At 52.7% G+C, this 12,118-nt stretch carries 10 protein-coding genes; 3 read left to right on the top strand and 7 right to left on the bottom strand.

Translation table 11 applies throughout. From position 1 onward, the window contains the following. Positions 1 to 168: 168 nt before the first annotated feature. Positions 169 to 1,056 carry a methylenetetrahydrofolate reductase gene (metF, locus tag ABIE10_RS21750; RefSeq protein WP_429157029.1) on the bottom strand — a complete coding sequence of 296 codons (888 nt, stop codon included), beginning with the start codon at positions 1,054 to 1,056 and terminating at the stop codon, positions 169 to 171. A gap of 157 nt (positions 1,057 to 1,213) precedes the next feature. Further along, positions 1,214 to 2,122 carry a LysR family transcriptional regulator gene (locus ABIE10_RS21745; protein ID WP_429157027.1) on the bottom strand — a complete coding sequence of 303 codons (909 nt, stop codon included), beginning with the start codon at positions 2,120 to 2,122 and terminating at the stop codon, positions 1,214 to 1,216. Positions 2,123 to 2,210: 88 nt separating this feature from the next. On the opposite strand from ABIE10_RS21745, the gene ABIE10_RS21740 reads away from it, so the two are divergent. Next, on the top strand, positions 2,211 to 2,591 hold the full coding sequence (locus tag ABIE10_RS21740) for a carboxymuconolactone decarboxylase family protein (protein WP_181221065.1): 381 nt from the start codon (positions 2,211 to 2,213) through the stop codon (positions 2,589 to 2,591). Here the strand turns inward: ABIE10_RS21740 and metL are convergent, their stop codons facing one another. Both metL and metB read right to left on the bottom strand, forming a co-directional pair. Further along, entirely contained in the window at positions 2,592 to 5,024 is a 2,433-nt protein-coding gene (gene metL / locus ABIE10_RS21735; protein WP_016155268.1) for a bifunctional aspartate kinase/homoserine dehydrogenase II, read from the bottom strand. A gap of 2 nt (positions 5,025 to 5,026) precedes the next feature. Next, positions 5,027 to 6,187 carry a cystathionine gamma-synthase gene (gene metB, locus ABIE10_RS21730; RefSeq protein WP_016155267.1) on the bottom strand — a complete coding sequence of 387 codons (1,161 nt, stop codon included), beginning with the start codon at positions 6,185 to 6,187 and terminating at the stop codon, positions 5,027 to 5,029. 265 nt (positions 6,188 to 6,452) lie between these two features. Here metB and metJ point away from each other — a divergent pair, with 265 nt between their 5' ends. Further along, the gene (gene metJ / locus ABIE10_RS21725; RefSeq protein WP_003825168.1) at positions 6,453 to 6,770 is read left to right on the top strand and encodes a met regulon transcriptional regulator MetJ; all 318 of its coding nucleotides are present in this window, start codon (positions 6,453 to 6,455) and stop codon (positions 6,768 to 6,770) included. A gap of 53 nt (positions 6,771 to 6,823) precedes the next feature. Here the strand turns inward: metJ and ABIE10_RS21720 are convergent, their stop codons facing one another. From ABIE10_RS21720 to rpmE, 3 genes are all read right to left on the bottom strand, one after another. After that, positions 6,824 to 8,248: an MFS transporter gene (locus ABIE10_RS21720; RefSeq protein ID WP_047497587.1), complete on the bottom strand. Its 1,425-nt coding sequence runs from the start codon at positions 8,246 to 8,248 to the stop codon at positions 6,824 to 6,826. Between the two features lie 87 nt (positions 8,249 to 8,335). Beyond that, positions 8,336 to 9,016: an oligogalacturonate-specific porin KdgM family protein gene (locus tag ABIE10_RS21715; RefSeq protein WP_016157918.1), complete on the bottom strand. Its 681-nt coding sequence runs from the start codon at positions 9,014 to 9,016 to the stop codon at positions 8,336 to 8,338. Positions 9,017 to 9,355: 339 nt separating this feature from the next. Then, a complete protein-coding gene (rpmE, locus tag ABIE10_RS21710; protein ID WP_008787040.1) occupies positions 9,356 to 9,568 on the bottom strand; it encodes a 50S ribosomal protein L31 in 213 nt (70 codons plus the stop codon). Between the two features lie 257 nt (positions 9,569 to 9,825). Between rpmE and priA the strand changes: the two genes are divergently transcribed. Continuing rightward, positions 9,826 to 12,024, top strand: coding sequence for a primosomal protein N' (gene priA / locus ABIE10_RS21705; protein WP_016155264.1), 2,199 nt, complete (start codon positions 9,826 to 9,828; stop codon positions 12,022 to 12,024). The last annotated feature ends 94 nt before the right edge of the window (positions 12,025 to 12,118 follow it).

The following is a 12,118-nucleotide window of genomic DNA, read 5'->3' as shown; positions in this document are numbered from 1 at the left end:
CTATATGCTCCCTTTACAGTGTTCTGACTACGATATACACCACCAGAGATAAGATATAGTCGAAATAACCCACAGATTCGATAGCTAATTCCTTTTATATTTTAAGTTGCAGAGATGTAGATCAAAATGATCAACAAAAAGCCCTCCGTAGAGGGCTGGGGCATCTGTTTAGTTAGGTCTTACACCCAGTGTGTGACAAATAGCGTAGCTCATCTCGGCACGATTGAGGGTATAGAAGTGAAAATCCTTCACCCCTTCGCGACTGAGAATTTTCACCATATCCATGGCGATATTCGCGCCTACCAGCTTGCGGGTTTCCGCGTCATCATCAAGACCATCAAACATGGTCGACATCCACGCAGGAATGCGGACGTTGGTCATGTCAGCAAATTTTTTCGCCTGCTTAAAGTTAGATACCGGCAGGATGCCCGGAATAATTTCCACATCGATTCCCGCAGACACGCAGCGATCGCGAAAGCGCAGATAGCTTTCTACATCGAAGAAAAACTGGGTGATCGCGCGGTTTGCACCGGCATCAACCTTACGCTTCAGGTTCAGCAAATCGGCCTGAGCGCTTTTCGCTTCCGGGTGCACTTCCGGGTAAGCCGCAACGGAGATATCGAAGTCTGCAACGTCTTTCAGCAGAGTCACCAGGTCGGAAGCATACATATCCGGTTTACCGCTTCCCGGCGGCAGGTCGCCGCGCAGGGCAACAATATGACGAATACCGTTATGCCAATAGTCCTGAGCAATGGTACGCAGCTCATCACGGGTCGCATCAATGCATGTCAGGTGCGGGACCGCTTCAAGACCTGTGCGATCCTTAATGCCTTTAATAATGCTATGCGTACGGTCGCGCTCACCAGAGTTTGCACCGTAAGTAACTGAAACAAACTTCGGCTTCAGGCTGCTCAGGCGATCGATGGAGTTCCACAGGGTTTGCTCCATTTCACTGGTGCGCGACGGGAAAAACTCAAACGAAACGTTAATCTGACCCTGCACTTCTGCCAGGCTCTGATTCAGGGCTTCCCGCTGGTTGGCGTGAAAAAAGCTCATACCTTACCTCATCAATCTTTTGTCGTTATATGTTGTGTTGTGAACTGCTATACGTTTAGACGTCTAGATGTAAAAATGACGGAAAAGCATGCTGGCGTCAACACAAAAATCATCGTTAAAGGTGAGGAATACTCAGCCAACGTGAAAAAAATTCACATCAGATTGAAATGGTGAGGGATTGCGTCACGACCGTCTGTAGCCACTCTACTTTTGTTACGTTCTCAGGCAGCGTCGCTAACCCCATGCTAAGACGCAATTCTGTATCAGTAAGCGGAAGGAAGATCACGCCCTGACGCTGGATAGCGGAAAAGGAGGCCGGAACCAGGCTCAGACCGTCACCCTGTGCGATCCGTGCCAGCAGCACGTCATGTTCCATCGGCTCCTCAATAAGGGCAGGAGAGTAACCGGCACGACGAAAAATGTGTCGAGTGTAATCAAAAAAAGCAGGGTTACGTTCACGTTTGAACCAGAACAGCGGTCGGTGGTTCAGCGACGTTAACGAGAGCGAAGGCAGAGCCGCCTCGGGCCAGAGTGTGGGTAAGGCGGCGATCATCGATTCTTGCCAGCCGAGCGGCGTGACGCTAAGACCCGAATTCTCAAGCGGTAGCGCCACCAGCGCTGCATCCAGTTTTCCCCGACGCACCTGACGCGCCAGTTCAGGCGAACCATGGCGGACAATATGTAGCTTCTGTACACGCGTAGCAAGCTGTGACTCAAGCGCCGCAAAAACGCCCTGCTCAAACGCCGTACTTAGCCCTAAGCGCAGAGATTGCTCTCCCGTCTTCGCTATCTGACTCAACGCCGTCCAGGTTTTATCCTGTAACGCCAATAGCGGGCGCACGATTTCAAGGACGCGCTGGCCGTCCTCCGTCAGCGTAAGTCCACGGGTATGACGGACAAAAAGCGTCACCCCCGGGCGCTCTTCAAGCTGGCGAATGTGGCGACTCAGCGGCGGCTGCGACATAAATAAACGCAGCGCCGCTCGACTCATGTTGTTCTCTTCCGCCACCACGGAAAAATAGCGTAGAAGGCGGATATCCAGAGAGTGCAAAGGCGATGTTGTCATACCGAAAAGGTATCACGGAAACGGTATTACCCCAATCATTCTGCGCGCTCTATCCTCATGCCATACACGAACTCACGAGGTGATTATCATGGATTCAGAACGCTATTTAACCGGTCAGAGAATGCTGCAACAGGTTGATGGAAAAGGGGGAGATGCGGTCGTCGATAGCCTGAAGGATATCGCGCCGGACTTCGCCCAATACCTGATTGAATTTCCTTTTGGCGACATCTATTCAAGGCCGGGGCTGGATTTACGCAGTAGAGAAATTGCCACCGTCGCCGCGCTCACCGCCATGGGTAACGCCGCACCGCAGCTTAAGGTACACATCGCCGCCGCGCTGCACGTTGGCTTAACGCAGGAAGAGATTATTGAAGTGATGATGCAGATGGCTGTTTATGCGGGATTCCCGGCAGCACTAAACGGCCTGTTCGCCGCAAAAGAGGTGTTTGCGGCGAACAGTAAGCGCTAACTACAGCAGTTGCGCCAGGCGGTTGATATCAGACTGAATCGCCCCGGCGGTCACATCGCGGCCCGCCCCCGGTCCGCGAATGACCAGCGGGTTATCACGATACCAACGGCTTTCAATGGCGAAGACGTTATCGCACGGCAGCAGTGCCGCCAGCGGGTGCTCAGGGCGTACCGCTTCAACGCCAACGCGTGCCTTACCGTTAGCGTCAAAACGCGCCACATAGCGTAGCACCAGTCCCATTTCACGTGCCGCTTCCAGGCGTTGCACCATCTGCTCGTTCAGCTCATCGCCATTTTCAAAGAAATGGTCAATAGAACCTGCTTCACAGTGCGCAGGCACCAGCGACTCTACGCGCACCTGGTCCGGTTCGATGTCGTAACCCGCTTCACGCGCCAGAATCACCAGCTTGCGCATCACATCTTTGCCGGAAAGATCCACGCGCGGATCAGGTTCAGTCAGACCCTGCTGCCACGCCTGATCCACCAGATCGGTGAACGGGACCGTGCCATCAAATTGCAGGAACAACCACGACAACGTGCCGGAGAAGATCCCGCTGATCGACAGAATAGTATCTCCGCTATCAATCAGATCGCGCACGGTATGGTTGATCGGCAAGCCTGCGCCTACGGTGGCGTTATACAGCCAGTGGCGACCGGTTTTTTCAAAGGCGTCATGAATCTGGCGGTAATTATTACTGCTGCTCGCCCCCGCCAGCTTGTTGGCGCTGATAACATGGAAGCCATGACTGGCGAAATCCAGATACTGCTCCGCCAACTGCTCGCTGGCAGTAACGTCCAGCACCACTAAATCATCATACGGGTGGGCGCGCATCCACAGGAACAATGACTCTTCATCCTGTTCTACCGCCTCGTCATCGAAGAAGGCCAACGCGCGGCTGGCATCCAGCCCTTCGTAATTCAGCAGGCTACGGCGGCTATCAACCACTCCTGCCAGCACGAACTCTAATCCGGTACGCGCCGAGAGCGTGCTCTGCTCGCGGGCAAACAGCTCCAGCCAGCGCGACCCAATGTTACCTTTGCCGAACAGCACCAGACCAATGCGTTTTTCCGCGCGGAAGATTGACTGGTGCAGACCCTGAATCAGGCTCTCCGTTGGCCCGGTACGCAAGACGGCGACCAGGCTAATGCCCTCTTCCGACTGCCAGGTGAATTCGACCGGTTGACCTTTCAGCTGTTGCCAAAAGCGATGGCAGTGCAGCGGGTTACGGGTGACGCCCGCCCCAACCATCGCCACCAGCGCCAGCCCCTGGCGCAGACGCAGTTCGCCCGGCAGGCCTGCTTCATCCAGAATTTTCAATGCGCCATCAGCGACTTCGGAGGTATAGCAAAATTGCAGCAACTGGCGGTCAGGATGCACACCCACTGCCAGCGGACGCACCTGGGTGCGTTTTAAAATCTGATCGATTTCTTTATAGGCCAGTTTAAAGTCCTGGCCAGTGGGAACCTGAAACTCAATCAGGCAAACGTCGTCATGGCTGGTCACAATACGTGCCCCGGTACCGGAAGCCAGCACGCGTTCAATACGCGTCGATCCCTGCTCCGGCGTATAGCTACAACGCAACTGGAGATCGATATCGCTGCCGGAAACCGGCTGGAGGGTGCGGGCATGGAGAACCGGAGCCGCCAGACGCGCCAGCTCGCTGGCTTCATCCAGACGCAGCAGCGGCAGCAGACAGGCATCTTTTACTTTACGCGGATCCGCGCTGTAAACCCCGGCCACATCGCTCCAGATGGTTACGCGGGAAACCCCCGCCAACGCGCCAACCTGCGTCGCCGAGTAGTCGGAGCCGTTACGCCCCAGCAGTACCGTCTCACCAGCGTTGCTGCGGCTAATGAAACCGGTAACGACCAGGCGTTTGCCCGGATGCTGCGCCAGCAGTTGTTGCAGCAATGGGTAAGAAAGACCTTCATCCACCTGCGGCTGAGCGCCGCGCTCGGCACGTAAAAAATCGCGCGCATCCAGCCAGGCTGACTCCAGCCCCTGTTGGTTAAGGACGGCAGACATCAAACGCGCCGACCACACCTCGCCATGCCCGACGACTTCAGCATAGACGGCATCATTCACGCCGCTGTCGAGTAACCCGGCCAGGCGCTCCAGATCGTGAATAAACGCGCCGATCAGCCCATCCGCCACCTCAGGAGGTAACAAACCGCTGATAAGCTCACTCTGATAACGACGTAGCGCCTGTTGAACCTGATGCGCAGACAGACGATCGGTCTGGCTTAATTTTAGCCAGCTAATCAACTGGTTAGTGGTACTGCCTGCGGCTGAAACAACCATCATGTCATCAGGCTGCGAGTACTCCGCCATAATGCCTGCGACACGCAGATAACATTTCACATCAGCCAGACTACTACCACCAAATTTGTGCAGTTGACGACCCTTCGTCCCTGCCTGCGCAATCACACTCATGTTTACCCCTTGTTTGCAGCCCGGAAGCCATTTTCCAGGTCGGCAATTAAATCTTCGCCATCTTCAATACCGGTGGAGATACGCAACAGCGTTTCCGAAATTCCGGCAGCAGCACGCGCTTCTGGCGCCATTCCCGCGTGTGTCATGGTTGCGGCATGGGAGATCAGACTTTCAACGCCCCCTAACGATTCCGCCAGCGTAAACAATGACAACCCGCCGAGGAAGCGACGCAGCGTTTGCTCATCGCCATCCAGCTCAAAACTCAACATCGCGCCAAACCCTTTTTGCTGACGCGCGGCAATCTCATGGCCCTGATTATCCGGCAATGACGGGTGATACAATTTTTTCACCAGCGGCTGAGTTTGCAGATAATCCACAATCGCCTGAGCATTACGTTGCGCCACCTCCATACGAGGTGACAGAGTACGCAGGCCGCGCAACAGCAGATAACTATCAAACGCGCCGCCGGTCACACCAATATTATTCGCCCACCATGCCAGTTCAGTGACCATTTCCGGATCTTTTGCTATCACCACACCAGCCACTACGTCGGAGTGACCGTTTAAATATTTCGTGCATGAATGCAACACCAGATCGGCGCCTAATGCCAGTGGATTTTGCAGTGCCGGGCTTAAAAAAGTGTTGTCCACCACGCTGACCGCACCAGCCTCGCGCGCCAGCTGGCAGATTTTCGCGATATCCACCACGCGCAACAGCGGGTTGCTTGGGCTTTCTACCAGCACCAGCTTCGGTTTTTCCGCCAGTGCCGCCTGCAACGCCTGCTCATCTCCTTGATCGACAAACAGTACGCGATAACAGCCACGCTTTGCCAGGCTGTCAAACAGACGATAGCTTCCGCCGTAGCAGTCGTGCGGTGCGACCAGCAGATCGCCAGGCTTGAGGAATACCGTAGTCACCAGATGAATCGCCGACATGCCGGTATTGGTCAGTACTGCCCCCGCCCCACCTTCCAGTTCCGCCAGCGCACGCTGAACGACATCACGCGTTGGGTTACCGCGGCGCGAATAGTCATGGGCGCGAGGCTCATTAAAACCGGTAAAGTTATAGGTGCTGGAGAGGTGGATCGGCGGGACAACGCAACCGTACTGTTCGTCGTCATTTAACCCGCTACGCACTGCGATGGTGGCCTGTTTACGCGTCATATTGAGGAGATCCTGGCTGAGTCGGTGAAAAGTCAGACACCAGAGTAATCATAGTTACGATAGCCGTCAATACATCTGGACATCTAAACTTCTTTGCGTATAGATTGAGCAAACCGGAAATAGCCGTTAAAATTATATGCATTAGCGTACATCTGCGTCGGCTTACTTCGTGTCAGGGCCACGCCACTACGATAAACTACGCGCAATTATGGTCCGGGCTCAGGTTCTGGCCTCAATATTAATGACAAAGAGGATTAGGTATCTCATGGCTGAATGGAGCGGCGAATATATCAGCCCATACGCTGAGCACGGTAAGAAGAGTGAGCAAGTCAAAAAAATTACGGTTTCCATTCCTCTGAAGGTGTTAAAAATCCTTACCGATGAACGCACGCGTCGTCAGGTTAACAACCTGCGTCACGCCACCAACAGCGAACTGCTGTGTGAAGCGTTTCTGCATGCTTTTACCGGGCAACCATTACCCAACGATGACGACCTGCGTAAAGAGCGCAGCGATGAAATCCCGGAAGAAGCTAAGGTAATCATGCGTGAACTGGGTATCAACCCGGAAACGTGGGAATACTGATTTTTCAAGACAGATGAGAAAAGGCGGGATTACTCCCGCCGCTTCTCACTACGTTACTTACTGATACCATTAAGCTTATTCAATGTTTCTTCCATTTTGAGCGTCTCTTTACGGTTCAATGGATAGAAATAAATCAGAATGACCGCGGCCAAAAACAGGCATAAAGCCGGTAACAGATTTGCCATCGTATAGATGTTTTCCTGCACAATGCTGGTTTGCACAGCGCCGCCCGTTGACGAAGATTGATAACCAATGATGGCCAGCATAAAGCCGCCAATAGCCCCTGCGCACGCCTGGCCAACCTTGCGGGCGAAGAAGTTCACGCCATAGACGGTCCCATCTTCACGATCGCCGGTGACATACTGGTGATAATCACACACATCGGTCATAAACGCCCAAATCATCAGGTTGAATAACCCAGCCCCCAGCGTCGCCAGGAACAGGAAAACCAAATAAACCTTCGCGTCGGTAATGTGGGTGAAGTACATAATCACATACATGGCTACCGCAAAGAGCAGCGCGCCTACGCTGGCTTCTTTCTTACCGAAGCGCTTCGTGAGCCAGGATGCCGAGGGTGCCAGCAAAACCAGAGAGCCAAAGGTGAAGAGCAATGCAACGGACATGGCCTCTTTGTTATGGAAATAGTCATTAAACAGGTAAGTCATGTTGGTACCAGACAACCCCTGATTAATCACAATCAGCAGATCCACAACCACTAAAACAATCAGCGCTTTATTGCGTAGCAACCCCTTCAGCAGCACAGAAACCGGCATGCTCTCTTTTCTTTCAACCCGCACGCGTTCTGTCGTTAACTGACAGGTCAACGTTAAAAAGATAAACCCCAGCACAGAACAACCAATGGCAATCCAGAAGAAATGCTGCCCAGAGATCACCTGGCTTCCGTCCACCAGAGTGGTGTACATCAGGATCGGAATAAAAAAGCCAGTTGTCCCGCCGCCGATGGCGGACCCAACGCTGCGCCAGGTTGACAGCGATACGCGATCTTCCGGGTTCGAGCTAATCGCCGCAGACATGGCGCCATACGGAATACTCACTGTCGATAACAGCGAACCGTAAATAAAATAGGAACAGCAGATGTAGATAATTTTCGCCGTATAAGAAAAATCATGCACAAACGGCAGGAACAGAACGACCGCAATGATGCAAAACGGGTACTTCATGCGGCGCACCCAGGGGTTAAATCGCCCATGTACCGTCAGTTTAGAGGTATCACATAAGCGCCCTACGCCAACGTCGACAAACGCATCAAAGAGTTTGGTCACAAAATAGAGTGAACCAACAATAACACCGGAAATACCGAGTACGTTGGTGTAATAAATCATTAAAAAACTATTTACCAGTCCAAGAATAAAACAGGTTCCGAGGTCACCACATAAATAACCGAATTTATCTCTTAATCCGAAAGGCCTGACGGCAATATTTTGATTGCTTCCGATCATTGTTCCATCATTAGACATGATGTTAACTCCTTAGACACATTATTCACGCAAACTATGCGTATACCGATGCTCAGCGTAATAAATCGATACGAAGTGTATTAACGGTCAGAAGTTATAACCGAGACCAACGCGATAGCGGGTCTGACGATCGTCTGTGGTTGTGGTGTTATACCCCGAGGAAACGTTACCTACCTCAACAAATGGAACCCATGAGCCTATTTTATACGCCACACGGAAGTTATATTCGTAATCGTCTTTTCGGTTGTTATATAAATCTTCGCTATCGGCAATTTTATAAATACCGTTCAGCTCAAACATCCAGTCATTGATGTTGTAACCGAGCCATGCTTCCGGACGATAGACCATGCGGTCATCCTTGCCGTCAGTGTTTCTGCGCATGTACTCCTGACGATAGCGGAACGCAGTCCACCAATGGTCATTGATGTTATACTGCACGCGAATATAAGGCTTATAAATCGCGATGTTATCGCCCGTTTCGATCGCAATACCCGGCTGCCAGACAAGGTCCTTCCAGGTGAACTGGTAGCTCGCCGTATACTCGTTGCCATTACTTTCCATATTATTCCACGCATCATTAGATTGCGTATTTTCGGAACGTGAAATGGCCTCGACTGCGACACCAAAACCCGTAGCAAAACGATGCGACATATAAACACGGTCGTAATTACGACCATCATCATAATATTCATGTCGATAATCAACATAACCCGCTTGCGCGGCCGCAGAGAATAATGAAATCAGTAATAACGCGGATTTAAATTTCATGACCATCCCTCTTCACACTAAATCTAGGAAATTGCCCATCTCGCTCCGTCCATAAATGAGGAAACGATGAAGGAATAAGAATAATTTTATATTTCCACGAAAGTGTATTTTAGAAAGAAGGAAGAAACCTTTGGTATTTTGCCAAAGATTGGCATAAGTGGCAAAAACAAGAAGATAAAAAGGACGCAGATCACCAGTTGAAACATTTTATCGTAAAAATAAAAACACTGTTTTATTTATTAAATAAAAGACATCATTCAATACATCAATACGAATTTCAGTCTGCAGGCACAGATACAAAAAAAGCGCCATAAGGCGCTTTTTTCTGACAGCTGAAACTTACTTGCTGCCTGGGATGCTGAAACGCTTGTTGAAGCGATCAACACGGCCACCGGTAGCAACATCACGCTGCTTGCCAGTATAGAACGGGTGGCACTGACCGCACACGTCCAGGTTCAGATCGTGACCGACGGTAGAGCGGATTTTCATGACGTTACCGCAAGAGCAGTTTGCAGTAATTTCTTCGTATTTCGGGTGAATATCTTTTTTCATGGGAAAACCTCGGTTTAAGGCCGCGTCGCTCTTCCAGCCCTAACGCCAGACACCACGCGATGTTAATTATTCCCCGTCACCTTTCACGCTGCATCAACAGCCTGAAACTCTCGGGTAATGGTCATTGTTTGACGCAATCAATTTGCATCAAAGGCGGCGAATCATACAGAAATTAACCTGCTCATGCAAACTGATCCGCATTCTACCCTTCACTAATGTGTATACTAACCCGCCAGATTTCAAGTCAGGATGATTCAATGCCCGTTGCGCACGTTGCCTTACCCGTTCCGCTACCTCGCACCTTTGACTACCTGCTGCCGGAAGGCATGAGCGCCAAAGCCGGGTGTCGTGTACGCGTGCCCTTTGGCAAGCAACAGGAGCGCGTGGGCATCGTTCTATCCGTTAGCGAGCACAGCGAACTGCCGCTGAGCGAATTGAAAGCCGTTCTCGAAGTGCTGGACAGCGAGCCGGTTTATTCGACCTCCGTCTGGCGTCTGCTGTTGTGGGCGGCTGACTATTATCACCATCCTATCGGCGACGTACTGTTTCATGCCCTGCCGATTCTGCTGCGCCAGGGACGCCCGGCGACAAACGCGCCCATATGGTACTGGTTTGCCACTGAAGAAGGTCAGGTTATTGATCTCAACAGCCTGAAGCGCTCTCCCAAGCAACAGCAGGCGCTGGCTGCGCTACGCCAGGGAAAAATCTGGCGCGATCAGGTGGCTGAACTCGAATTTAATGACGCCGCATTACAGGCGCTGCGGAAAAAAGGGCTGTGCGATCTGGCGAGTGAAACGCCAGGCTTTAGCGACTGGCGTACCCACTACGCGGTTTCCGGTGAGCGTCTTCGACTGAACACCGAGCAAGCCACCGCCGTCGGGGCGATTCACAGCGCCGCGGACAGTTTTAGCGCCTGGCTATTAGCGGGCGTGACGGGCTCAGGCAAAACAGAGGTCTATCTAAGCGTACTGGAAAATGTCCTGGCCCAGGGCAAGCAGGCGCTGGTGATGGTGCCGGAGATTGGCCTGACGCCGCAAACTATTGCCCGTTTTCGCGAACGCTTCAATGCGCCGGTCGAAGTCCTGCACTCCGGTTTGAACGACAGCGAACGTCTTTCGGCCTGGCTGAAAGCAAAAAATGGCGAAGCGGCGATTGTTATCGGCACGCGCTCGTCGCTGTTTACACCGTTTAAAAATCTCGGCGTGATTGTCATCGACGAAGAGCACGACAGCTCTTATAAACAGCAGGAAGGCTGGCGCTATCATGCACGCGATCTCGCGGTTTATCGCGCCCACAGCGAGCAGATCCCGATTATTCTCGGCTCAGCCACTCCGGCTCTGGAAACGCTGTGCAACGTGCGACAGAAAAAATATCGCATGCTGCGCCTGACGCGACGCGCCGGAAATGCGCGTCCAGCCACTCAGCACGTGCTGGATCTCAAAGGTCAGCAGGTGCAGGCCGGACTTGCCCCTGCGCTTATCACCCGTATGCGTCAGCACCTGCAGGCGGATAACCAGGTGATCCTGTTTTTGAACCGCCGGGGCTTTGCTCCTGCGCTGCTGTGCCATGACTGCGGCTGGATTGCCGAATGTCCGCGCTGCGATCACTACTACACGCTGCATCAGGCACAGCACCATTTACGCTGCCACCACTGCGACAGCCAGCGCCCAATACCACGTCAGTGCCCATCCTGCGGCTCAACGCATATGGTTCCGGTTGGACTCGGCACCGAACAGCTTGAGCAGGCTCTGGCCCCTTTTTTCCCCGGCGTGCCAATCTCACGCATCGATCGCGACACCACCAGCCGTAAAGGGTCGCTGGAGCAGCATCTGGCGGAAGTACATCGCGGCGGCGCACGAATTCTGATCGGCACGCAAATGCTGGCCAAAGGCCACCACTTCCCGGACGTCACCCTGGTGGCGCTTCTGGACGTTGACGGCGCGCTGTTCTCTGCAGATTTCCGGTCAGCAGAACGCTTCGCCCAGCTTTACACGCAGGTCTCCGGGCGAGCAGGACGCGCCGGGAAACAGGGCGAAGTGGTGCTACAAACGCACCATCCTGAACATCCGCTGCTGCAAACTTTGCTGTACAAAGGTTATGACGCGTTTGCCGAGCAGGCGCTAGCCGAGCGACAAACGCTCCAGCTTCCACCGTGGACCAGCCATGTGATTGTGCGGGCAGAAGATCATAACAACCAGCATGCGCCAATGTTCTTACAACAGTTGCGAAATCTGATCCAGGCCAGTCCGCTTGCCGATGACAAACTGTGGGTGCTCGGCCCGGTTCCCGCCCTGGCCCCCAAGCGCGGCGGTCGCTATCGCTGGCAAATTTTGTTGCAACATCCGTCGCGAATTCGCTTGCAGCATATCGTCAGCGGTACGCTGGCGCTGATCAATACGCTACCCGATGCACGTAAAGTAAAATGGGTGCTGGATGTCGATCCCATCGAGGGATAATCCTTCACGATGCGAGGCGGATCGTAAAATTAAAGAACCATCACACTTTTTATGAAAATTCTGTAACCGCTTCCATTAACTATCTGATAAAAAT

This window comes from Citrobacter sp. 506 (assembly GCF_050434985.1).
Taxonomy (GTDB): Bacteria; Pseudomonadota; Gammaproteobacteria; order Enterobacterales; family Enterobacteriaceae; genus Citrobacter; species Citrobacter braakii.
This window is presented reverse-complemented; position numbering and strand designations above follow the sequence as displayed.

Coding starts and splice junctions, on each gene's coding strand:
- metJ (WP_003825168.1), top strand. CDS start 6,453: ATGGCTGAATGGAGCGGCGAATATATCAGCCCATACGCTGAGCACGGT.
- ABIE10_RS21720 (WP_047497587.1), bottom strand. CDS start 8,248: ATGTCTAATGATGGAACAATGATCGGAAGCAATCAAAATATTGCCGTC.
- ABIE10_RS21715 (WP_016157918.1), bottom strand. CDS start 9,016: ATGAAATTTAAATCCGCGTTATTACTGATTTCATTATTCTCTGCGGCC.
- metB (WP_016155267.1), bottom strand. CDS start 6,187: ATGACGCGTAAACAGGCCACCATCGCAGTGCGTAGCGGGTTAAATGAC.
- metL (WP_016155268.1), bottom strand. CDS start 5,024: ATGAGTGTGATTGCGCAGGCAGGGACGAAGGGTCGTCAACTGCACAAA.
- rpmE (WP_008787040.1), bottom strand. CDS start 9,568: ATGAAAAAAGATATTCACCCGAAATACGAAGAAATTACTGCAAACTGC.
- ABIE10_RS21745 (WP_429157027.1), bottom strand. CDS start 2,122: ATGACAACATCGCCTTTGCACTCTCTGGATATCCGCCTTCTACGCTAT.
- priA (WP_016155264.1), top strand. CDS start 9,826: ATGCCCGTTGCGCACGTTGCCTTACCCGTTCCGCTACCTCGCACCTTT.
- metF (WP_429157029.1), bottom strand. CDS start 1,056: ATGAGCTTTTTTCACGCCAACCAGCGGGAAGCCCTGAATCAGAGCCTG.
- ABIE10_RS21740 (WP_181221065.1), top strand. CDS start 2,211: ATGGATTCAGAACGCTATTTAACCGGTCAGAGAATGCTGCAACAGGTT.